This is a genomic window from Nocardia sp. NPDC046763 (assembly GCF_040645495.1).
GTDB lineage: Bacteria > Actinomycetota > Actinomycetes > Mycobacteriales > Mycobacteriaceae > Nocardia.
The window spans coordinates 29,896-50,688 of the sequence record NZ_JBEYYI010000041.1; the positions used below are offsets into that span (position 1 = coordinate 29,896).

Below are 20,793 nucleotides of genomic sequence, written 5' to 3' on the forward strand. Positions count from 1 at the left end.
TGCCCTACCTGCTTTCGTCAGAAGTCGGGAGGTGGGTGTCGGTCTCGATACGCCGGTCGCGGCGGAACCAGGCCGGGACACCGGTGACCGCGCGATCCAGTTGCTGACGCAGATCCACGGCCAGCCGCCGATCCACCTCGGCCGCCAGGGCGCGGTCCTGGAGCAGGTCCGGATCGAATGCGGCTGCCGCCAGGACGGATTCGATGGTCTGCGGGCGGTGCAGGCTGTGCCCGTCGCGATGGAATGCCTCGAACATGCTCAGGTGAACGGTCACGGCGGTCGCCGGATTCGTCAGCGCGCACACCAGGACGGCACGCATGGCCAGCAGCGCCCGCTGATGCCGCGGTTCGGTCAAGAGCCGGTCCGGGTCCGGGCACAGGCCGAGATTCAGGTTGTAGAACGAGATTCCGAGCGGTTCCCCGAGCGATCGGACGGCCCGCTCGTGTGCCCGGTAGGCGAACGGGCACCGATAGTCGATGACGAGCTGCAGCTCGGGCGGCGGATGATCGCCGGCGGCGATCAGCACGATGCTCATGCGGTCGGCCGCATCCGCCGCAGCGACAGCGCCGTCCACGGTCGCAGTCCATAAGCGAACGGCCGGCCGGTCACCATGGCACGTGCCAATCCGTAACGGCCGTAGGAGAACATCAGGGCCGCGAGAGGTTCGATGATCAGCACGCAATCGGGCGGGCCCGGCCACCGCCGGGTACCGACCACCAGGCGCCCGTCGGCCCGGTGCAGGAAGACCGAGCCGTGGCGGCGCAGCCGCAGTTCGACGCGCGGCACCCGTGCCGACGGCTGGAGCAGGACCGCGACCGGCACCACCGCGAGCAGGATCGTCGCGGCCAGCTCATCGGAGGGACGGTAGGCGCTGCCGGCCGCGGAGTGGATATCGAATCCGTGCAGCACCACCTCGGCCACGGCCAATGCGATGAGGGTTCGGGCCGCGATGGGTTTGCCACTGTGCCACGATAATTCGTCGTTGCCGGGATGGGATTCGGCTTCGTCGCGGAAGATCCGCCAGCTGCGCTCGATCTCGGCGCCGATCTCTTCCGACGACATGCCCGCACAGGCCGCGATGCCTTTGAGCGCGTACTCGTCCGGCGCGTCCAGGTCAACAGGGGACGGCGTCCCACGCAGGATGTCGGTGTGCAGCCGCAAGCCGTCCAGCACATGGGCGGCGGTGTCGTGAATGGTCCAGTGCCCGACACAGGTCCGCCCGGGATCCTGCCCCGGCAGCAAGGCCCGCAGGTCCTCGACGGCGGTATCGAGTTCGCGCCACAGCGCCGGGTTCATCATGCCGTCGCAGCGTGCTGTCGGGGACGCATCACGGCCGAGGCCTGCAACCGGAACCACCACCGCATCTCGTTCAACGACAACCGTGCGGCATCCGCGGACAGCGGGATGGCCTGCCTCGGGTCGGCGATCGAGGCCGCGCACAGCGTCAGCCCGGCACGCACCGTAAACTGGTAGACCGGCACCGCTCGGTGGGCGAAGACATTCGCGAACGCCTCGCGCTTCTTGGCATCGCGGGACAGCCGCTCCAGCAGCATCCGTTCGAACGGGGTGACGTCCCCGGTGCGACCCTGATAGTTCATGAACCCGTAGGTGCGTGATTCGTCGCGGTCACGGCGAATCCACCAGCGACGCAGTTCCCGGTCCAGCGCGCCGGTCGCGAAGCCGCGAGTGATGCTGGCGCACAGCTGTTCCGCGTGCCGGAAGGCGTCGGACATGCCTTGTCCGGTGCACGGATCCTTGTACATCGCGGAGTCGCCGACCAGCACCCAGCCGGGCCCGGCCGCCTCCCGGAAATACGATGTGGAGCGGCCGACCATGCGCACCCGTGGCCGGTTGCGCTCCAGCGCGCTCGCGTCGGGGACGGTCTGCCGCGCGGCCCGCAGCGTGGTGTGCAGCAGCGCGTGCGGGTCGTGTTTGGCCTCCGCCATCAGACTCAGCGGCGGATTGATGGCCACCATATGGCACCCATTGTTCGACGGCGCCTTGAGAATGATGTCCTCGCCGTTGCGAATGAACGAGATCCGGTCCTCGTGCGGCAGTTCGGCATTGGGCACGTACGCCCACACCACGAACCGGTCGCCGGTCACGGTGTTGTACCGGCGCGCGCCCACCGCGCGCGCCACCGTGGAATTGCGGCCGTCCGCGCCGACCACCAGGGAAGCGCGCACGGTCCGGGTAGCACCGTCCTGGGTGCTGATGGATACGCCCGTCACCACGCGTCCGGTGATGGTCAATTCCTGCACGGCGGCACCGAGTTCGATGTCTGCGCCCGCCGCCTCGGCAAAGCCCAGCAGCACCTCGTCCAGCGTGTCGCGGCGGATGCAGAACGCGCCGGGCCCGTCGCCGGGCCGCAGCGGGAAGTCGCACGACAGGTCGATTCCATTGATGCTGACGTTCATTCCACGCAACGCCGGCGCGGTCGCCGTCAGCTGCGGTGTCAGGCCCTGGCGGGCCAGGATGGCCGCACCGTTGAGCTGCATGATGTGCGTGGACACACTGTCGCTGGGGAATTCGGCCCGATCGACGAGCAGTACGCTCAGGCCGCTCTTCGCAAGTAGTCCGGCGAGCATTGATCCTGCGCATCTGGCGCCGACCACTACCACGTCGTATCCGGAACGCACAGGAGTCCCCCTTCTCGTGTTACGGGTTGCCGGAGTCAGGCGGCGCGCTCAACGGTGTAGTCGACGAGTCGCCGCAGCGCTGTGTTGGCGGGGCAGTCGGGCAGTTCGATCAGCTGTGCACGAGCCGAGTCGGCGTATTCGGCGAGCCGTTGTCTGGCCATCGCGAGTCCGGCCGAATCACTCAGCAGTGCCAGCGCTTCCAGCACATCGCCCTCGGACTCGACCGGGCCCACCAGCAATTCACGCAGCCGGTCTCGTTCGGGACTGTCGGCGCTGAGCGCATAGAGCACGGGCAGCGTACGGACTCCCTCGCGCAGGTCCGTCCCGGGCGTCTTCCCGGATTCGCTGGCGGCGGAGGTGATGTCGATGATGTCGTCGGCGATCTGGAAGGCGGTGCCCACGGCCGCGCCGAGGCGGTAGAGCCGTTCGGTGTCGCCTGCGGACGCACCCGAGTACAACCCGCCGTAGCGAGCCGCGGTGGCGATGAGCGAGCCGGTCTTCTCGTGTACCACCCGTAGGTAGTGTCCGATCGGATCGGAATCCGGTGCCGCGCCCGCGGTTTCCCGCGCCTGTCCGTCCACCAGTTCTCCGAATGCATTGGCCATGGTGGTCACTCCGTCCGGGCCCAAACGAGCGCCGAGCCGGGAGGCGCGCGCGAAGAGGTAGTCGCCACCGAACACTGCTATCCGGTTGTCCCACCGGGCATTCGCGCTGAGCGCGCCCCGGCGGACGTGTGCGCCGTCCATGACGTCGTCGTGGTAGAGGGTCGCCAGGTGCACCAGTTCGACCACGGTGGCGGAGACCACCACCAGCGGATCCTCCGGATTCGGCCCCAATTGCGCCGCCAGCAGTGTGAACAGCGGCCGGAAGCGCTTCCCGCCGGCGCGGATCAGGTGCATCGCCACCTCGGACAGCAGTGGATCATCGTGCGCCAGTTCGCTTTCCAGCGCCCGTTCCACGGCAGCCAAGCCCGCGCGCACGGTGCCCGCCACTCCCAGATCACCGAGATCCACACCGGCAACGCTGGTTTCGCCGTCGAGAGAAGAATATTCGGATGGCTGAATGAGTCCCCGCCCGTCCTGCATATCGATTGACGATAGTGTCTCACAGCACAGTTCGCATCCCGAACAAATGAATCACGATCTCTGCCAAGATATGCGGCACGGCGCACGGACGTATGATCTCGACGCGGAGTGTCGCCTATCTCGGGGTAGGGTGAAATGGACAGTGACACAGACATTCTCGTTGTCGGCGCGGGACCGGCCGGCGCCTCTGCGGCCGCCTGGGCAGCGCGACGGGGCCGGTCGGTGGTGCTCGCCGACGCGGCGCGGTTCCCGCGCGACAAGACCTGCGGCGATGGCCTGACGCCCCGGGCCATAGCAGAACTCGATCAACTCGGGATGGGCGAGTGGCTGCGATCACGCGTGCTCAACAAGGGGGTGCGCATCCGCGGATTCGGGCGGGAACGGCTCGCGCCCTGGCCGTCCGGGTCCTATCCGGCGCTCGGCAGCGCCGTGCCCCGCGCCGAACTCGACGACCGCGTGCGCCAGGCCGCCGTCGCGTCCGGCGCCGAGATGATCGAGGGCGCACGAGCGGTCGACGCCACCCTCGAGGAGGGACGGGTTACCGCGGTCAGCTTCGACACCGGTCACGGATCACACCGAATCCGCTGCCGCACCCTGGTGGTCGCCGACGGCGTACGGTCCCCACTCGGTCGGCGACTCGGCCGCGTCTGGCACCGCGACACCGTCTACGGCGTCGCGGCCCGCGCCTACGTGAAGACCCCGCGCAGCGAGGACCCTTGGATCACGGTCCAATTCGAGATGCGCGATCACGATCGCAGCCTGCTGCCCGGCTACGGCTGGGTATTCCCGCTGGGCAGCGGCGAGGTGAACGTGGGCGTCGGTTCGCTGGCCACCGCCAAACGCCCATCGCGCGTCGCGCTTCGGCCGCTGCTGGAGCGCTACACGGAGGATCTCCGTCCCGAATGGGGTTTCGAGGGTGACGTGCGGGCAGTCACCTCGGCATTGATTCCCATGGGCGGGGCCGTATCCGGTATCGCCGGGCGCAATTGGGCTCTGATCGGCGACGCCGCCGGCTGCGTTTACCCGCTCAACGGCGAGGGCATCGACTACGGTCTCGAGGGTGGACGCCTGGTGGCCGAGATGCTCGACGAACCGGACCTCACCGACGCCTGGCCCGCGATCCTGCGCGATCGATACGGCCTGGCGTTCTCGTTGGCCCGCCGCATCGCCGGAATCGCGACGGTGCCCGGCATGTGGCACGCCGGCCGGCCCACCATCCACTACCAGCGAGTGGTCGACGTCATGCTGCGACTCATGGGCAACCTCGTCACGGAGGAGGATCGTGACGTGGCGGCACGGCTTTGGCGGGTGAGCGGGCGGGCATCGATCCACCTGGATTCCCGACCACCGTTCAGTTGATCGGCTTCCCGAGCTGCTGCCCTGGCCCTGTGTGAAAGGACGATCCCATGGATGCACCTCTGTTGGAATTGCGCTCTATCCACAAGGTCTATCAGCTCGGCACCCAGGAGATACCCGCACTGACCGACGTGAGCCTCATCGTGACCGCGGGGGAGATGGCGACCATCGAGGCCCCCTCCGGGTCCGGAAAGACCAGCCTGCTCAATGTCATCGGTGCGCTCGACCGCCCGACGTCGGGTGCGGTGCTCTTCCGGGGCCGCCCGGTGGAGCGGCTGCGCGACAAGGAGCAAGCGCTGTTCCGCAGGCGCAGCATCGGATTCGTGTTCCAGGCGTTCAATCTGATTCCCACGCTGTCCGCTTGGGAGAACGTGGCGGTGCCACGGCTGCTGGACGGCGGGTCGTACGTGCGGGCGCGCCGCGATGCGGTGGCCCTGTTGGAGCGGGTCGGTCTCGCGGACCGGGTCGGGCATCGCCCGGCCGAGTTGTCCGGCGGGCAGATCCAGCGGGTGGCGGTGGCGCGGGCGTTGTCCATGGATCCACCCCTGGTCATCGCCGACGAACCGACCGGCAATCTGGACTCGCACTCCGGCCACGACGTGGTCGCGTTGTTGCGCGAGATCGCCGCAGACCCGGGCCGCGCGGTGATCATGGCCACCCACGATCCTCGCGCGGCACAGGCCGCCACGCGCCGAATCAACCTGCTCGACGGGCGGATTCAGCAGGACGCGGTAACGGAGGTGCGCCCGTGACGCTACTGCCGTCGCCGATACTGCGCTTCCATGTGCTGGCGCTACGCGACAGTCTCACCCATTGGGCCCGCACGCTGATCCTGGTCGGCATCGTCACCGTCTCGACCACGCTGCTGGTCGCGGTGCTCAGCACATACGGCTCGATCACGACCTCGGTGGCGCAGCTTTCGAGCGCCATCGCCGGGCGCGCCGCCTTCACCGTGCACGCCACCACCGACACCGGCGTCGAGCAATCGATCTCCACGGAGGTCCGGCGCATAGCCGGAGTCTCGGCGGCTGTGCCGGTTGTGCAGCGGCCGGTGAAATTCGAGCGGGCGGGGAGCACCGCGTCGGCCCTGCTGCTCGGCTCGGACGCGTCGATCACGGCCCTCGGTTCGCGGCTCACCGAGTCGATCCTGCCCGCGGTCGCCGCGCACCCGGAGTTCCTGAGCAAGCCGAACGCGGTGCTGGCCGGTTCAGCGACCGGACTCACGGTCGGCGAACGAATCACTGTGGGCGGCAGCGAGGTCGAGGTCGTCGGGGTCGTGCGCAACGACGGACTGGACGCCGGGAAGTTCCTGCTCGCGCAGCTGAACACCGCCCAGCGGCTCATCGGGGCCACCGGCCGAGTCAGTGGAGTGCAGGTCGTCCTCGCCGACGGCGCCGACCGTGAGGGCGTACAACGTGACCTGCGAACCCTGCTCACCGACCGATACCTGGTGTCGAGCCCGGACTACGCGGTCGCGGCGGCGGCCGGGTCCACCAGCCTGATCAGCACCTCCTCGCTGATGGTGGTGCTGGTCGCGTTCGTGGTCGCGGTGTTTCTGATGTTCAACACCATGCACATGTCGATCGGGCAGCGCAGCAAGTTGCTGTCGGTACTGCGCGCGATCGGCGCGAATCCGACACTGCTGTATGCACATCTGCTCGCGGAAGCGGCGCTGTGGGGGCTGGTCGGCGGCGGCATCGGCATCGGATTGGGCTTTGCGGTCGGCCGAACCACAATCGGTTACCTGCCCGCCTTCGCCATCCAATCCATCAGCGCCACAATCCAGTACAGCCTCGCCTGGTATGTGCCGTTGCTGGCGCTGATCGCGGCCCTGCTGTGCTGTTCGACCGCCGCGGCGGGTGCGGGCGTACAGATCTATCGCATGTCGCCGGTCGGCGCGCTCGGCGGCTCGATCACCGCGGGACGGACCGATTCACGGCTGAGTCGGGTGATCGGCGCACTCGGCGTCGTCCTGCTGGTCATCACGGCAGCGGTCGTCTCCTTCGCGCACGGGCAGGCCGTGCTGGTGGCCGCGGCCACGCTGCCGCTGGGGGTGCTGGCGGTCATGTTCGCGGGAACACAAACCCTGGTGTCCTGCTGTGCACGGATCACCGCGCCGTTCGGGGCCGTGGGTCTGCTGGCCGCCTCCACCCTGACCCGGGTGCCGCGCCGCACCTGGACCAATGTCGCGACCGTCGTCGTCACCATCACGGTGGCCGTCGGGGTGTCGGGGGCGCTGACGGCCATGGCGAATTCCGCGACCAGCTCCTACGCCTCGCTCGCCGACACCGACATCTACGTCACCCGTACCCCCGCCGATGTGCTGCCGGCCGGAGACCTCATCGATCCGGCGGCGGCCGAGGCGATCGGGAAGGTAGCCGATGCGGTGACCGTGATACCCGGCCAATGGACCTACGCCGACTTCGGCGGGAGCCAGGTAACCGTGCAGGGGCTCATGCCCGGCAGCCACGCGGTCACACTCGCGGCGATGTCCGAGCAGACGCGCGAGCGGGTGCTCGCCGGGGACGGCATCGTGATCTCCGAACAGCTCGCCCGCGCGCGCAGCTGGACCGAGGGATCCGACATCACCCTCACCACGCCCTCGGGCCCGCACCAAGTCCATGTGCTCCAAGTGATTTCGACGATCAGCGTGGCGGGCGGCACAGCGGCGATGAGCCTGCCGCAGCTGCAATCCTGGTACGACCGTCTCGGCGCGACCTACTACGAAGTCACGATCCGCCAGGGCGCGGATCGTGGCGCGGTCATGAAACAGCTGCAGGCCGCGCTGCCTCGGGACATGTACGTCTACAGCGGAGATGAGGCGGTGCGGGGTACGACCTCGGCCATCGGGCAGGCCGGCATCATCGCGGTCGCGCTGGAGTGGATCATCGCCGCGGTCGCCGCCATCGGACTGCTCAATACCTTCACGCTGTCGGTGCTGGAACGACGACAGCAGATCGGCGTACTGCGGGCCATCGGGGCACTGCGCAGCCAGACCACGTCCATGATCCTGGTCGAGGGCATGGCGGTCGGCGCGGTGGGCGGGGCCATCGGTTTCGTGGCGGGCCTCGCGCTGCAATACCTCAGCTGCAAGGTGCTCGGCATCGTGACTGGATTCCCGGTGCCGTTCACCGTCTCACCCGTCGCGGCGCTGGTGGCGGTGGGCGCGGTGGCGATCTGTCTGTTCGGAGCGCTCGTTCCGGCGCTGGGGGCCGGGCGCACGACCGTGGTCGAAGCGCTGGCGAATCGTTGACCGAGAGGACTTCATGACCACGCTGATCCACCGATTCGACTCGGCCACACGCGGTTTCGCTCGGCTTGCTCGGGTCGGCGCGGTGCTCTCGCCGGTGCTGGCACGCGCGGCGGCCCGGCGGGTGCGCGGCGGCCGATCCCACGTGGCGGCCGAACTGCCCGGCGCCTTCGCCACCCTCGGGCCGGTCTATGTGAAGTTCGGACAGCTCATTGCCTCCACGCCCAGCGTGTTCGGTGAGGACATCTCGCGACGGTTCGCGCCATTGCTGGACCGGGTGCCGCCGGTCGACGGGCCGGAGATCCGCCGCGTGCTGGCCGAGACCGGATTCGCCGGCGAATTCGAAGAATTCGACGAGACGCCGATTGCGTCCGGATCCATCGCCCAGGTGCACCGGGCCGTCACCCACGACGGACGGGAACTGGCGGTCAAGATCAAAAGACCGGGGGTGGGGCGCCAGGTCGGCGTCGATATCGGGCTGCTGCGCGCCGCGGGCGCGCTGCTGGACCGGACCGCGACCGGTCACGCGTGGGGATTGCGCGGTGTGGTCGAGGAGTTCGCCGATCTGACCGTGCGCGAACTCGATTTCCTGGCCGAGGCACGAGCCATACGGCGCTGCGCCGAAGACCTCGCCGCCTCCGGGTTTCAGGGCAAAGTGCGTGTGCCCGAGGTCTTTTCCCAGTGGTGCACGCCCTCGGTGCTGACCATGGAGTACATCGACGGCATCCCGATCACCGACGACGCGCCCTCCGAGACCGCGGGTGCTCAGGGGGCGGCGACGATGAGTGCGCTGGCCCTGGCGTTGTTCCACACGGCCTTGAAGCGCGGCTTCTTCCACGGGGATCTGCACGCCGGCAACATCCTGATCGATCGGGACGGCTGGGTCGTACTCGTGGATTTCGGCATCGTCGGTGAACTCGACGACAACATACGGCGCGAGCTCAAGCGCTGCATTGCGGCGCTGCTGCTCTTCGGCGACTTCGTCACCGCCACCGAGGCTCTGGTGGCCCTGGGCGTGCTGAGCCCGCGTGTTCCCCTCGAGGAGTTGGCCACTCAGCTGCGCGCCGTCGCGGTCCACGCCGACGCGCCGGTGGGCGACCTGCGCCTCGGCGATGTGGGCCGTCAGATCCGCACCCTTGCCGACGCACACGGCATGACCATCCCCCGCGATCTGGTGCTGGCCGGCAAACAGGTGATGTACCTGGAGCGCTACATGAAGGAACTCGCTCCCGACTGGAATCCCGTCTCGGACAAGGCATTGAGCCGATTCTTCGCCGGGCTGATGGCGGAGTCGTTGCGGGCCGGTACCGCCGGGCCTACGACTTCTGCGCGGTGACCAACCCTAATTCCCACAGCCGCCGGGCGAACGCCAGCCATTGCAGCCGCGCACCGAGGAAATTGCGGTGGGCGATGTGTGAACGCATTCGCAGCCGGTAGGCGATCCAGGCGGGGATCCCGAAGACCGTGTACGCGCGCGACAGCCGGTGCGCCGAGGTCATGCCGTGTGCCGAGACGTCGCGATGCCGGAAGTCGATGAAGCCGGTCGCCTCCGCCTGGTCGGCGAATTCGGTCACGGTATCGATATCGTCGATGGCCCAGCAGTCCAGCCAGTCCAGCAGCAGCTCTTCGCCTTCGGTGGACAGCTCACGCGCGGTTCGGAAGCCGTCCTCGATCGCGATGCGGCCACCGGGCCGCAGCAACCGGTATGCCTCGCGGAGAAAGGCGGCCTTGGGTTGGGCGTAGCACAGGCTCTCCTGCGCCCACACCAGATCGAACGATTCCGGCTCGAATCCCGTGTCACAGTAGTCAGCGACCTGAAACGTGATGCGGTGCGCCAGTTGTCGCCTTCGCGCCAGCCGCTGTGCCGTGGCCGCCTGCTGCGGACTGAGTGTGATGCCGACGACCTGGACATCGAAATTCTCGGCCAGCCACAGCGCCGAACCGCCGATTCCGCAGCCGGCATCCAAGATGCGCATCCCATCCCGCACGCCCGCGAAGGCGGCGAGCTCACGGTTCATATCCGCCAGCGACTGGGAATGGTTTCGCGTGGTCGCATCCCAGTATCCGTAGTGCATGGATCGGTTGCGGCCGCGCATCCAGACGAACCAGTAGTCGAACCGGCTGCGTCGGTAATAATCGACAATCCGCGCGCGATTCTGCGTTGCCGTCGTCATCGACATCCCCCGTCCTCGATAGCATCCGGCTCCACCCTACCCACGACAAAATCACCTCGCCCACTTTCGCGACGATGAATAGAGTTGCGTAGCAATCGATTCGAGTCACTGCGGCCTTACCACCCGGATGCCGGGCTGCGACTCCGATGTCGCGCGAACCGGCGCCGGTATCTCGTCGCTTGGATGTGACCCCTGATCCTGGCCACCGCCGCCCCGAACGGACGACAGATCATGCAAGTCCATGCCAGCGGCGACCCCGGCGAGTTCCTCGACCTCGCCGAACGTGCTGCAACGACGGGCTATCTGGCGGTCTGCGTGACGATCGACTGCCCGGTGCTCGGTTGGCGGGAACGCCTTCGCCGGCTCAGTATCCCGGTCGACCAGCTCCACCTCTCAGCGAACCATCCCGGCGGGCGTTACGCGGCCGCGCCGCTGGGCGATACCGGATCGTCGTGGACATGGCGAACGCTGGCCACGGTCGCAGAGAAATGCCGCTGCCCTTCATCGTCAAGGGCGTGCTGTCCGGCTCGGACGCCGCCCATACCGTGGACTGCGGCGCGTCCGCGGCGGTCGTGTCCAACCACGGCGGCCGCCAGCTCGACGGCGTCCCCGCGACGCTGACCCAGCTGCCCGAGGTCCTCGACGTGATCGACGCCCGGATCGAGGTCGCCATCGACGGCGGAATCCGTTGCGGCACCGACGTGTTCAAAGCCCTCGCCCGCGGCGTGCACGCCGTGCTGATCGGCCGTCCGGTAGCGCTGGGCCTGGCCCTGGACGGTGCGCCCGGTGTCGCCGAGGTGTTGGAGCTGTTCACCGCCGAGTTGCGGCGCACGATGCTGCTGGCCGGGTGTGCCCGCACCTTCGGTGGGAATGGTGTAGCTACCTATGGCGTCCAGCGGGACAGCTATGCACCGAAGGTAGAAGCACGACCGGTTGGACTTCGCTGCGGTCGGCGTGACCACCGGCGAGGGTGGCCAGCAGGCAGGACGTTTTCATGAACCGGATTTCCGCGCCCTGACGGATCGCTAGATGTCCGAGTCCTTGTGCCACATGCGTTTTCCCGACCCCGCGCCGTAGAGCGCGACCGACTCCCCTGCCGCCAGCCACCGCAGGGCCGCGAGATCCCGGATCTGGGCGGCCGGGGGTTTCGAGCTGGCGGCGAGGTCGAATTCCTCGAGGGTGACGTAGTTGCCATCCGGTCCGCGCGTGGCGGACGGTCGGCGTAGACGCCGTCCCAGAACGTGACCGCATCGGTGGTGGTCATCGAGACTCCTACTGTCGGAATGGGCTCAGTCTCATCCGGCCCACCACGATCTGGCACGCAATCTTGCGGTTCCGGCAGATAGATCGTGTGTGATCGGGACTGACATCTTGCACTTCCTCTCCCGATCCACTCTCTTCGAAGTGGACTGCCGCACTCAACAGTTCAGCAGTCCACAACTGCGACAGTGGCTATTTCCCCAAGGTCCAGATGGCAGGATGCTGGCCGTCATGGGAGCTTTCGTCATCACGGTTCTGGTGATTGTCTCGATGATCGTCGTCCGGATTTACGCACCGCATCCGAGGGATCGCGAGGAGCTCCGGCGGGTCACCCTGCGGCTCCGGAATGCGGTCACCGATTGGGACGCGTCCCGTGACCGACGGTGAGCCCGCGCGCGGTCATTTCGCGGGGGCGGGTGGCGGTTGGTTGATGGTGGTGAAGTACTGGGCCGCGGCCAGGATCGCGACTGGCGCGGTGACCAGGAGCTGTCCCGCGATCGTGCCGAGGGTGCCGACGGCCACGATGCCGCCGAGGCAGCCGATCGCGGCGGCGGGCAGGAAGCCGCCGAACAGGCCCACGATGGCGGCCGATGCGACTGTGGCCCCGGCGATTCCGCCGACCAGGCAGCCGACCGCGGCTCCGCCGAGGCCGCCGACCAGGGTTCCGATGGTCGCGCCGACGGAGATGGTGTCACGCATGCGGCCCCACGCCGCCTGTTCGCGGTCGTAGGAAGTTTTCCAGGGTGCCTGGTCCTCGAAGGGCAGGGCGACGGGAGCGTAGCGGGCGTACCGCAGGTCGAGCTGCGGGGTAAGTGTGGCGGTGCGGCCTGCGATGTCGGCGGCGACCGGAAAGACGAAATCATCTATGCGGAAGGATAATTCGGTTCCAGCCAGGACGGTGCCGTCGGCTGCCTTGATCTTGAAGAGTCCGTCTTCGGCGACCATCGATCCCGCGTCGGTGGTGATCACGGTCGAGTGCTCGGTCGTGGTGGCGGTGTAGGTGATCGTGTCGCGATCGGGTGGTGCGGCGCTCACCGAGCCGGCCCCCAGGGCCGTGGCCGCGACGAGCAACGTTGATGCCGTGGCTATTTTCCTCATCAGGTGTTCCTTTTCTATGTCAGCCGAGCTGCTCGGCGAGGGTGGACAGAGCGGCGACACAGGCCGTGTCGTCGCCGGTGATGGTGTCCTGCAGGGCATTCCAGAGTGTCGTGGCGGCTGCCCCGAGCCGGGTTGTGACGCAGTCGTCGAATTTCGTGCGCAGTTCGCGTGGTGAGAGCGGGTTGTCGGGACCGCCGCGGCCGGTGTCGATGTCGACCCGGTACTGTCGGCCGTCGCTGTCGGTACCGACGGCCCTGCTCATGACCCGGTCCGGGAAGGCCGCCGTGGCATACGGGTCGGCTTCGAAGCGGACTCGCGCGGCGGCGGCGAGAACGGCGGCGCCGGGCGGATTCTCGCCGTCGAAGTCGGCCAGTCCGACCCCGAGGCCGGAGCCGCCGAGCAGGGCGATCGCGACCACCACCGGGCCGGAGAACCGGGCGGCGTAGGACGTGGGCGGAGCGTATTTGGCGGCTTCGGGGAAGGCGATGGTCCGCAGCACCGGCCCGGCCACCCCGATGCGCAGGGTGGCCCCGGGTTCGAGGTGAAATCCCTGCTGCCGCAACTGCAGTGCGGCGTCGATCGACGAGTGGGTGAAGCCGTTGGTGGGATACGGTTTCGTGGTCACCGACCGCACGCGCCACGCCCCGGCCGATTCCGGCGGCCCGCCCATGGCGGCGTCGCCGCCGAGGAATGCGTGCAGGAACCCGAAGCGGCCCTCGAGTGCAGTCGGCGGGGCGGTCGCGCCCGCGGCGGCCAGATCGGTCGCGAGAATGCCTGCGGCGGCGGCGAATCCGGCGTGCATGGGTTTGGTCTGGCCGCCGGTGCGGTTGCCTTCGAGAATCCCGCCGGACAGGGAGGCCGCCGCACCGATGGCGTGGGCGAGCTGTTCGGGCGGTAGCCCGCGCAGCAGACCGGCTGTCACCGCCGCCCCGATCGGCGTGCACACCGCCGTCGGATGGAAGCCCCGCTCGAACAGCACCGAATTTCCGTCCGCCACAGCAGTTTCACCCAGCCAGAGACTCACCTCCTCCCCGACCGCGATGGCGCGCAGCAGCCCTCGCGCGCCCGGCCGTGGCAGTTCGCGCGCAACAGCGATGGCCGTCGGCACGATCACGCAAGAGGGATGGACCAGCGACGGCGTCTGGGCATTGTCGTAGTCCAGTGCGTGCGCGGCAGTACCCAGCACCAGGGCGAAACGACCGGCGTCGCGGCGATTTCGGGTCGCACGTCGCATGGATTCGACCGGCGCTTCCCCCAGTCCGGCCACCGCGACGGCGACCGTGTCGATCAGATGCTCACTGACGGCGGTCAAGGCCGCATCCGGCACCTCGGATTTCGTGTAGGCGGCGTGCGCCCAGTCGGCGACCGCCCAGGACAACTCAGCGGACACCGGCGGCCTCCCCGGGGATCAGCGCCAGCGGCCGGATGGGCGATCCGGTAGCACCGGTGATCCGCAGCGGCACAGCCACATACAGCACGTCGCGCACGCCGGCGGCGGCCAGTTCCTCGAAGGTCAGCACCTCCATGATGTGCACACCGCGTTCGACGAGCAGCACCCCGTGCGCCGGCAGCGCCGCGTGCCCGACGCCGGGCAGGATCTGGTCGGTGGCGATAGTGTCACTGCACACCGCGCGGACCCCGGTATCCGCGAGATATTCCGCAGCTTCGGCGGTAATGCCCGGGACACCGGTCTCGTGACCGACGTAGGCGGCCGGATCGTGGTAGAGCTGCGGCCAGCCAGTACGAATGAGCGCAACCTCATCCGCTCCGGGCACGGTGTCGCCGAAGGCCGCACGCAGATGGTCGGCGGTGATGCCGAAGCCGGGTTCGAGCCGGGGCACTCCCAGCAGTTTCGGGATATCGGCGAGCACGCCCCGGCACAGGAACGGTCGCACGGTGTCCACACCGTGCATCGTGAACGCGCCGCCGACACTGGCCGCATGGGCATCCACACCGCCGAACATCCGACCGTCGATGGCCGCATGGCACAACGCGTCCAGGTGTGTGCCGACATGTCCGCCGGTGACGATGAGCTCGTTGGCCCCCGAGCCGCCCTGGGCGTTCACGCGGTCACCGTGCCGGCGCAGCAGCGCCATCCGGAAGCCCGGGTGACTGGGCGAGCAGGGCATACCGTTCTCGAGCGGCTGTCCCAGCTCGATGGTGCGCAGACCGCCGAGCAGAGCCCGCAGTGTGGTGAGGGAATCGGTTGTGGGGGTGGTCATTTCATATCCTCCGAGAAGCGGGTGTCGTAGGCCTTGGTGGCGTCGACGCTGGTCTTGTTCAACACGGTGGCGACGAATCGGGCCGCCTTGTCGGCCTCGGCCGGGTCGATGGCCGCCGTGGGCGGGGTGGCCTTCACAATCGGCTCCCAGCTCAGGATGAACTGCGGATCGGTCATCTCCGGGAACCGGGGCCGCAACAGCGCCGCCGCCAGATCGGGCTGCCCATGGATGAACACGTCCGCCTGGTTCAGAGCGCGGGCGAAGCACCGCATCACCGCCTCCTTGCGGCCCATGGTCGCCGTGGAGGTGGCGGCCACGCCGTAGAGCAGACCGTCCAGGTCGGGTGCGATACCGGAGGCCAGGCGCAGCATGACCCGGCCGTCACCGCGCTCGGCGGCCACCAACGAGGACGGCGGACCGATGATGTAGGCGTCGACCGAGCCATTGGCGAAGGCCGCCACCGTCTCCGCCGCACCACCCGCCGCGACGACCTTCACGTCGGAGTCCGGGTTCATGCCCGCGTGCCGCAGCAGGTACCGCAGCGTCTGGTCGGCCCCGGACCCGGCCGAGGTGACGGCCACCCGCAGCCCGCGCAGCGCGCGCACGGCGGTGTCGAGATCGGCGGTCGCGGGTGGCGCGTAGCGGTTCTTCACACCGATATCGGCGGTGTTGCGGTCGGCGGTCGACGCGAAAGCCACCAGCGGCGCGCCCTTTTCGGCGGCGCTGAGGATGGCCGCGAAGGTGGTCAGCGCGACGTCGACGCTGCCACCGGCCAGCGCCTGGATGGCCTCGGATCCGCCGCCCATTTCGACGGTTTCGACCTTCAGGCCCTGGCTTTCGAAATAGCCCTTGTCCTGCGCGACGTACAGGGCCGCGTATTGCAGGTTGTTCGCGGTGGATTGTCCGATCTTCACGGTCTGCCCGGCGCAGTCGGTGACGGTGGGCCCGCGCCCGGCGCAGCCCGCGACCGCGGATCCGGTCAGTGTCAGCGCGGCCATGACGGCCGCGATTCGGTTTCTGGTTGACATGGCTGATCTCTCATTTCCACCGGGAGCTCAGGCTCTCGGCGCGGCTCACCGCGATGTTCAGCAGCAGTGCGACCACCACCAGTACAGCGATGGCTGCGAAGGTGCCCGCGGTGTCGAAGGTGTTGGCGGAGGTCTTGAGCAGATGCCCGAGGCCCTCGTTGGAGGCGGTGATCTCCGAGACCACCGCGCCGAGCAGCGAGTACGGCACGGCCAGCCGCAGTCCGGTCAGGATCCACGACATGGTGTGCGGCAGAATCACTTTGGTCAGCCGCTGCCGCCCGTTGGCGCCCAGGACGGTCACGACCCCGAGCAGTTCGGCGTCCGCGTCGCGGGCCCCCGCGAAGGTGTTGTAGAAGACCAGGAAGAAGCACACCAGGGCCGTCATCACGACCTTGGCCTGCAGGCCGATGCCGAACCAGAGGATGAACAGCGGCGCGAGCGCCAGTTTCGGCAGGCTGTTGAGCGCGATGATGAACGGGTTGAGTACATCGCCGAGGAAACGGATGCGGCCCAACAAGAATCCGGCGACGATCCCGGCTGCGGAGCCCAGTAGCAGGCCGATGGCCATGGCGAGCAAGGTGGCGCGGGCATTGCCGGCGAGGGTGCCGTCGCGGGTCCATTCCAGCAGCCGCTCCCCGATGGCGTGGGGCGAGGAGACCCAGAACGGATCGATCACCGGGCCCGACAGGCCCTGCCAGGTACCCAGGACCGCGACGACGATCAGGATCCGGGCGGTGTACACGACCAGGTGGTAGGTCAGCTGCTTGCGGCGGTAGCGGGCGTCGGAGTCGGCGTCGGTGCTCGGCGCGGGCGCGGTGATTCGAGCGGCTGCGAGGGTGCTCATGCCGGTACTCCCGTTTCGACCTCGGGACTCAATGCCGCCCAGAGGGTTTCGTGCAGGCGCGCGTATTCCGGGTCGAATCGCGCGGTGCGGACGTCGCGCGGGCGTGGCAGTGTGACGGGCTCGTCGAGCAGGACCCGGCTGGGTCGCGCGCTCATCACCAGGACCCGGTCGCCGAGCGCGATCGCCTCGCCCAGGTCGTGGGTGATGAACAGCACCGTGGCCTCGGTGCGGGCCCGCAGCCCGAGCAGTTCACCCTGGAGCACGGTGCGCAATTGGCTGTCGAGCGCGCCGAACGGTTCGTCGGCGAGGATGACTTCGGGCTCGTACACCAGGGTGCGGGCGAGGGTGACGCGTTTGCGCATGCCGCCCGAGAGCTGACGCGGGTAGGCATCGCCGAATCCGGACAGACCGACCATGTCGAGCACTTCGTCTGTGCGCCTGTCGGTTTCGGCCTTCCCGACGCCGCGCAACTCCAGGGGCAGGCGCACGTTGGCGCGCACGGTGCGCCAAGGCAGCAGATTGTCCTTCTGGGTGACGTAGCCGACGCGGGTATTGGCTCCCGCCACCGGTTTTCCGTCGTAGCGGACCTGGCCGCGGGTTGGTTCGAGCAGGCCCGCCACCATATTGAGCAGCGTGGACTTGCCGCAACCGCTGGGGCCGACGACGCAGCAGAACTGTCCGCGGGGAATCGTCAACGACAGTCCATCGATGGCCCGGAAGGAGCGTCCGGCGTCGCGGAATGTCATGGCGACATCGGTGAATTCGATCAATGCCGGAAACCGGTCCGGCCCGGGGCGGTCACTCATGGTCACGACCTTGTGCACTGAAGTGGTGGATACGGTTCGGCCCATTCGAGGGTCAGCCGCGCCGCGGCGACGACCGGCTGATCGACGAAGGTGCCGTCACCCAGGGCGAAACCGCCCGATCGGGCGTCCGACGCGGCGACGATGCGCCGCGCCCGGTCGATCTCGGCGGGCGTGGGCTGGAATGCTTCGGCGATGACGGGCAGTTGGGCGGGATGGATGGCCGAGCGGCCGCGCATACCCAACCGGCGGCCGCGCAGACAGGACTCACGCAGTCCCGCAGCATCTTTCACGTTTCCGAAGACAGCCATCCCCGGTGCCGGCAACTGCGCGGCCGCAGCGGCCACGACGATTCGGCTGCGAGCCCAGGCCAGCCCTTCTTCCTCGAACGTGCCGAGCTCGGCCTGCAGGTCTCCCTCCCCCAACGAGATCGCGGCGACGCCGGGTGCAGAGGCGATGCGGTAGGCGTTCTCGACGCCGATAGCGGTTTCGATCAGGCAGTGGAATCCGGAGCGCGATCCCCCCACGCGGGCGATGCGGACGGCAGCTTCGATATCGGCGGGCGATTCGACCAGCGGCAGCCGGATGCCGTCGAGTGCGGGCAATCCCGCGATGGCGTCCAGATCACGCCGGCCTGTCTCGGTGCGAACATTGTTGATCCGCACGTGAATTCGCGTTTCCCGCGCCTGGGGATCGGCCGCCGCGAGGAATTCGGCCACGCTGGCACGAGCCTGGGTCTTGCGCGACTCGGCGACCGCGTCCTGCAGGTCCAGCACTACCGCCGCCGCGCCGGAGGCCAGGGCCTTGACCATCCGGTCGGGCCGGTCGCCGGGAACATACAGCCAGGTACCCGGGTATCTCATGCCACCACACCGGCTTCCCGCCACGTGCGGATCTGCTCGTCGGAGAAGCCGAGCGAGCCCAGCACCGCGTCGGTATCCGCCCCCGGCGCCCGCCCGGCCCAGCGGATCGCGCCCGGAGTCTGGGACAGCCGGAAGAGCACATTCTGCATGGCCACCGTGCCGAGGTCGGGATCAGGCAGTCGCACAATGGTTTCCAACGCCTTGTACTGCGGGTCGCCGAAGATATCGGCGATGTCGTAGACCGGCGAGATCGCCGCCTGGGCCTCGGTGAAGGCCTCGATGACCGTCGCGGCGTCACGGTCGGCAATCCACTCGGCCACCGCGCCGTCGACTTCGTCGACATGCTGGACACGGCCGTATCCGCTGGCGAACCACGGCTGCTCCACCAGATCCGGGCGGCCTACCAGGGTCATCACACGTTCGGCAATGGACTGGGCGCTGGTCGACACCGCCAGCCAACGGTCGTCGCGGGTGCGGTAGATATTGCGGGGAGCATTGTTGTCCGACCGGTTCCCGGTACGGCGCGGCACCGTACCGAGCGCGTCATAGGTGGTGATCTGCGCGCCCAGCATCATCAGGATGGGTTCGATGATGGCCAGGTCCACCACCTGGCCGCGGCCGGTGCTCTCCCGCTGACCCAGCGCCACCATGATGGCGAAAGCCGTTGCCAGCCCTGCGATTCCGTCGGCCAGCGCCAGCGGCGGCAGGGTCGGCGGCCCGTCGGGCTCGCCGGTCATGGCGGCGAATCCGCTCATGGCCTCGGCCAGGGTGCCGAATCCGGGCTCGTTCGAGCGCGGCCCGAACTGGCCGAAGGCGGTGACACGGGCGATCACCAGCCTCGGATTGATCTCGTGCAGCACCTCCGGCCCGAGGTTCCACCGCTCCAGGGTGCCGGGCCGGAAATTCTCGATCAGCACGTCGGCGTCGGCGAGCAGGGCCCGCGCGACGGCCTGCCCCTCACCCGCCGACAGATCCACACCGATCGGGCGCTTGTTGCGGCCCAACTGTTTCCAGACCAGGCCCACCCCATTCTTGCTCGCGCCGTGGCCCCGGCTGGGATCGCCGCGACGCGGGTGTTCGATCTTGACGACGTCGGCACCGAAATCCGCCAGCATCGTCGCCGCCAGTGGCCCGGCGAACAGGGTCGCCGCGTCCACCACCTTCAGTGACTCGAGACACATCATGGCGCTAACTTATAAGTTATAAAATGAAACGTCAAGGGGTCGCCACGGGCCCTACGATCAGGACAGACAACAGCACGAGAACAGGGGGCTCGATTCGATGGCACGGCGCAGCGCGAACGCCGCAACCGGAACGGCGTCAACCGCCACCGGATCCACCGGACCTGACATGACCTACGCCACCGTCAAGCCCCCCGGCAGCCGCGCGGGCTACGTGCAAGAGGTGTTGCGGTCGGAAATCCTCAGCGGCGCAATGCCTCCCGGCACGCCGATCCTGCAAGACAAGGTCGCCGAGCGGCTCGGCGTCTCCATCACCCCGGTGCGCGAGGCCCTGCGCAATCTCGAATCGGTCGGATTGGTTGTCTACGAACCGAATTTCGGCGCCAAGGTCGCCGAACATGCCGCCGGTGACATGGAGGAGCTCTACCTGCTGCGTGCCACCGTCGAGGGCCTGGCGGCCCGCCTGGCGGCTACCTCCATCTCCCCCGCCGAGCTGGCCCGCCTCCACGACATCCACCGGGAACTGCGAGCCGCCCTACAGGTCGGCGACGCCGGCCGCATGTCCGCCGCCAGCCGCGAGTTCCACGCTCAGATCGCCCGCGCCGGGGGTCGCTCCATCATCGCTCGCCACCTGCAATGGATCTGGGAAAGCCACCCCATCCCCATCGAGCAATCGGTCTGGTCGAATCTGAAAGTCGCCGAGCAGGCGGTGGAATCCCACGCCCGGCTAGTGGCCTTATTCGAAGCCGGGGACGCTGCAGGCGCCGATAACCATATGGTGCAACAAGTCCGGCTCGCAGCTTCAGCCCGCCTGGCCTCGATGCACGAGCGCGCGAACCGAGCAGCAATCTGAGCACCGAGCGACGAACCGCGATCCCGGCGTGGCAGTTCGGCATGGCGATCGTTGCGAGACCAGGATGCGGCCCTCACACGCCCAACTCGCCTACGCTGCTGGCCCGACGGGCCTCCTCAGCAACGAACACGACCCGC

Annotated in this window: 21 protein-coding genes and 1 pseudogene; 8 read left to right on the forward strand and 14 right to left on the reverse strand. The window is 68.3% G+C overall.

Features of this window, described 5'->3' with window-relative positions; genetic code table 11:
- Window positions 1-4: 4 nt before the first annotated feature.
- From ABZ909_RS39995 to ABZ909_RS40010, 4 genes are read right to left on the reverse strand one after another with little or no spacing between them, the layout of a single operon-like run.
- Window positions 5-574 carry a hypothetical protein gene (locus ABZ909_RS39995; RefSeq protein WP_357010993.1) on the reverse strand — a complete coding sequence of 190 codons (570 nt, stop codon included), beginning with the start codon at window positions 572-574 and terminating at the stop codon, window positions 5-7.
- Entirely contained in the window at window positions 532-1,299 is a 768-nt protein-coding gene (locus tag ABZ909_RS40000; protein WP_357010995.1) for a maleylpyruvate isomerase N-terminal domain-containing protein, read from the reverse strand. Before ABZ909_RS40000 ends, ABZ909_RS39995 begins: the two co-directional genes overlap by 43 nt.
- Window positions 1,296-2,639, reverse strand: a complete 1,344-nt coding sequence (locus tag ABZ909_RS40005; protein WP_357010997.1) for an FAD-dependent monooxygenase — start codon at window positions 2,637-2,639, stop codon at window positions 1,296-1,298. Before ABZ909_RS40005 ends, ABZ909_RS40000 begins: the two co-directional genes overlap by 4 nt.
- Before the next feature lie 35 nt (window positions 2,640-2,674).
- Window positions 2,675-3,724: a polyprenyl synthetase family protein gene (locus tag ABZ909_RS40010; RefSeq protein WP_357010999.1), complete on the reverse strand. Its 1,050-nt coding sequence runs from the start codon at window positions 3,722-3,724 to the stop codon at window positions 2,675-2,677.
- Between the two features lie 135 nt (window positions 3,725-3,859).
- On the opposite strand from ABZ909_RS40010, the gene ABZ909_RS40015 reads away from it, so the two are divergent.
- From ABZ909_RS40015 to ABZ909_RS40030, 4 genes are read left to right on the forward strand one after another with little or no spacing between them, the layout of a single operon-like run.
- Window positions 3,860-5,083, forward strand: a complete 1,224-nt coding sequence (locus ABZ909_RS40015) for a geranylgeranyl reductase family protein (protein WP_357011001.1) — start codon at window positions 3,860-3,862, stop codon at window positions 5,081-5,083.
- Window positions 5,084-5,130: 47 nt separating this feature from the next.
- Complete coding sequence (locus ABZ909_RS40020) at window positions 5,131-5,832, forward strand: ABC transporter ATP-binding protein (RefSeq protein ID WP_357011003.1); 702 nt, start codon at window positions 5,131-5,133, stop codon at window positions 5,830-5,832.
- On the forward strand, window positions 5,829-8,333 hold the full coding sequence (locus ABZ909_RS40025; RefSeq protein WP_357011004.1) for an FtsX-like permease family protein: 2,505 nt from the start codon (window positions 5,829-5,831) through the stop codon (window positions 8,331-8,333). The genes ABZ909_RS40020 and ABZ909_RS40025 overlap by 4 nt, the downstream gene beginning before the upstream one ends.
- Window positions 8,334-8,346: 13 nt before the next feature.
- Entirely contained in the window at window positions 8,347-9,666 is a 1,320-nt protein-coding gene (locus ABZ909_RS40030) for an AarF/UbiB family protein (protein ID WP_357011006.1), read from the forward strand.
- Here ABZ909_RS40030 and ABZ909_RS40035 read toward each other — a convergent pair.
- On the reverse strand, window positions 9,647-10,504 hold the full coding sequence (locus ABZ909_RS40035) for a methyltransferase domain-containing protein (protein WP_357011008.1): 858 nt from the start codon (window positions 10,502-10,504) through the stop codon (window positions 9,647-9,649). The two genes, ABZ909_RS40030 and ABZ909_RS40035, sit on opposite strands and share 20 nt — an antisense overlap.
- Window positions 10,505-10,702: 198 nt before the next feature.
- On the opposite strand from ABZ909_RS40035, the pseudogene ABZ909_RS40040 reads away from it, so the two are divergent.
- Window positions 10,703-10,876: pseudogene (locus ABZ909_RS40040) on the forward strand (alpha-hydroxy-acid oxidizing protein); the annotation flags it as partial.
- 86 nt (window positions 10,877-10,962) lie between these two features.
- Window positions 10,963-11,502 (forward strand): alpha-hydroxy-acid oxidizing protein, encoded by a 540-nt coding sequence (locus ABZ909_RS40045; RefSeq protein ID WP_357011010.1) that lies wholly within the window; start codon window positions 10,963-10,965, stop codon window positions 11,500-11,502.
- Here ABZ909_RS40045 and ABZ909_RS40050 read toward each other — a convergent pair.
- The gene (locus tag ABZ909_RS40050) at window positions 11,384-11,755 is read right to left on the reverse strand and encodes an ATP-binding protein (protein WP_357011012.1); all 372 of its coding nucleotides are present in this window, start codon (window positions 11,753-11,755) and stop codon (window positions 11,384-11,386) included. The two genes, ABZ909_RS40045 and ABZ909_RS40050, sit on opposite strands and share 119 nt — an antisense overlap.
- A gap of 228 nt (window positions 11,756-11,983) precedes the next feature.
- Between ABZ909_RS40050 and ABZ909_RS40055 the strand changes: the two genes are divergently transcribed.
- Window positions 11,984-12,151, forward strand: coding sequence for a hypothetical protein (locus ABZ909_RS40055; RefSeq protein ID WP_357011014.1), 168 nt, complete (start codon window positions 11,984-11,986; stop codon window positions 12,149-12,151).
- A 12-nt stretch (window positions 12,152-12,163) separates the two neighbouring features.
- Here the strand turns inward: ABZ909_RS40055 and ABZ909_RS40060 are convergent, their stop codons facing one another.
- The 8 genes from ABZ909_RS40060 to ABZ909_RS40095 are packed head-to-tail and all read right to left on the reverse strand — an operon-like array spanning window position 12,164 to window position 19,806.
- On the reverse strand, window positions 12,164-12,862 hold the full coding sequence (locus ABZ909_RS40060; RefSeq protein ID WP_357011016.1) for a hypothetical protein: 699 nt from the start codon (window positions 12,860-12,862) through the stop codon (window positions 12,164-12,166).
- Between the two features lie 19 nt (window positions 12,863-12,881).
- The gene (locus tag ABZ909_RS40065) at window positions 12,882-14,252 is read right to left on the reverse strand and encodes an MmgE/PrpD family protein (RefSeq protein ID WP_357011018.1); all 1,371 of its coding nucleotides are present in this window, start codon (window positions 14,250-14,252) and stop codon (window positions 12,882-12,884) included.
- Complete coding sequence (locus tag ABZ909_RS40070) at window positions 14,242-15,084, reverse strand: cyclase family protein (protein ID WP_357011020.1); 843 nt, start codon at window positions 15,082-15,084, stop codon at window positions 14,242-14,244. The genes ABZ909_RS40065 and ABZ909_RS40070 overlap by 11 nt, the downstream gene beginning before the upstream one ends.
- A complete protein-coding gene (locus ABZ909_RS40075; RefSeq protein WP_357011022.1) occupies window positions 15,081-16,112 on the reverse strand; it encodes an ABC transporter substrate-binding protein in 1,032 nt (343 codons plus the stop codon). The genes ABZ909_RS40070 and ABZ909_RS40075 overlap by 4 nt, the downstream gene beginning before the upstream one ends.
- Before the next feature lie 10 nt (window positions 16,113-16,122).
- Window positions 16,123-16,956, reverse strand: coding sequence for an ABC transporter permease (locus ABZ909_RS40080; RefSeq protein WP_357011024.1), 834 nt, complete (start codon window positions 16,954-16,956; stop codon window positions 16,123-16,125).
- Entirely contained in the window at window positions 16,953-17,762 is an 810-nt protein-coding gene (locus ABZ909_RS40085; RefSeq protein ID WP_357011026.1) for an ABC transporter ATP-binding protein, read from the reverse strand. Before ABZ909_RS40085 ends, ABZ909_RS40080 begins: the two co-directional genes overlap by 4 nt.
- 2 nt (window positions 17,763-17,764) lie before the next feature.
- Window positions 17,765-18,622, reverse strand: a complete 858-nt coding sequence (locus tag ABZ909_RS40090) for a CoA ester lyase (RefSeq protein WP_357011028.1) — start codon at window positions 18,620-18,622, stop codon at window positions 17,765-17,767.
- On the reverse strand, window positions 18,619-19,806 hold the full coding sequence (locus ABZ909_RS40095) for a CoA transferase (RefSeq protein ID WP_357011030.1): 1,188 nt from the start codon (window positions 19,804-19,806) through the stop codon (window positions 18,619-18,621). The genes ABZ909_RS40090 and ABZ909_RS40095 overlap by 4 nt, the downstream gene beginning before the upstream one ends.
- Before the next feature lie 166 nt (window positions 19,807-19,972).
- On the opposite strand from ABZ909_RS40095, the gene ABZ909_RS40100 reads away from it, so the two are divergent.
- The gene (locus ABZ909_RS40100) at window positions 19,973-20,656 is read left to right on the forward strand and encodes a GntR family transcriptional regulator (RefSeq protein WP_357011032.1); all 684 of its coding nucleotides are present in this window, start codon (window positions 19,973-19,975) and stop codon (window positions 20,654-20,656) included.
- Window positions 20,657-20,793 lie beyond the last annotated feature (137 nt).

Coding starts and splice junctions, on each gene's coding strand:
- ABZ909_RS40000 (WP_357010995.1), bottom strand. CDS start 1,299: ATGATGAACCCGGCGCTGTGGCGCGAACTCGATACCGCCGTCGAGGAC.
- ABZ909_RS40010 (WP_357010999.1), bottom strand. CDS start 3,724: ATGCAGGACGGGCGGGGACTCATTCAGCCATCCGAATATTCTTCTCTC.
- ABZ909_RS40015 (WP_357011001.1), top strand. CDS start 3,860: ATGGACAGTGACACAGACATTCTCGTTGTCGGCGCGGGACCGGCCGGC.
- ABZ909_RS40020 (WP_357011003.1), top strand. CDS start 5,131: ATGGATGCACCTCTGTTGGAATTGCGCTCTATCCACAAGGTCTATCAG.
- ABZ909_RS40030 (WP_357011006.1), top strand. CDS start 8,347: ATGACCACGCTGATCCACCGATTCGACTCGGCCACACGCGGTTTCGCT.
- ABZ909_RS40035 (WP_357011008.1), bottom strand. CDS start 10,504: ATGACGACGGCAACGCAGAATCGCGCGCGGATTGTCGATTATTACCGA.
- ABZ909_RS40045 (WP_357011010.1), top strand. CDS start 10,963: ATGGCGAACGCTGGCCACGGTCGCAGAGAAATGCCGCTGCCCTTCATC.
- ABZ909_RS40050 (WP_357011012.1), bottom strand. CDS start 11,755: ATGCGGTCACGTTCTGGGACGGCGTCTACGCCGACCGTCCGCCACGCG.
- ABZ909_RS40055 (WP_357011014.1), top strand. CDS start 11,984: ATGCTGGCCGTCATGGGAGCTTTCGTCATCACGGTTCTGGTGATTGTC.
- ABZ909_RS40060 (WP_357011016.1), bottom strand. CDS start 12,862: ATGAGGAAAATAGCCACGGCATCAACGTTGCTCGTCGCGGCCACGGCC.
- ABZ909_RS40070 (WP_357011020.1), bottom strand. CDS start 15,084: ATGACCACCCCCACAACCGATTCCCTCACCACACTGCGGGCTCTGCTC.
- ABZ909_RS40075 (WP_357011022.1), bottom strand. CDS start 16,112: ATGTCAACCAGAAACCGAATCGCGGCCGTCATGGCCGCGCTGACACTG.
- ABZ909_RS40080 (WP_357011024.1), bottom strand. CDS start 16,956: ATGAGCACCCTCGCAGCCGCTCGAATCACCGCGCCCGCGCCGAGCACC.
- ABZ909_RS40085 (WP_357011026.1), bottom strand. CDS start 17,762: ATGAGTGACCGCCCCGGGCCGGACCGGTTTCCGGCATTGATCGAATTC.
- ABZ909_RS40090 (WP_357011028.1), bottom strand. CDS start 18,622: ATGAGATACCCGGGTACCTGGCTGTATGTTCCCGGCGACCGGCCCGAC.
- ABZ909_RS40095 (WP_357011030.1), bottom strand. CDS start 19,806: ATGATGTGTCTCGAGTCACTGAAGGTGGTGGACGCGGCGACCCTGTTC.
- ABZ909_RS40100 (WP_357011032.1), top strand. CDS start 19,973: ATGACCTACGCCACCGTCAAGCCCCCCGGCAGCCGCGCGGGCTACGTG.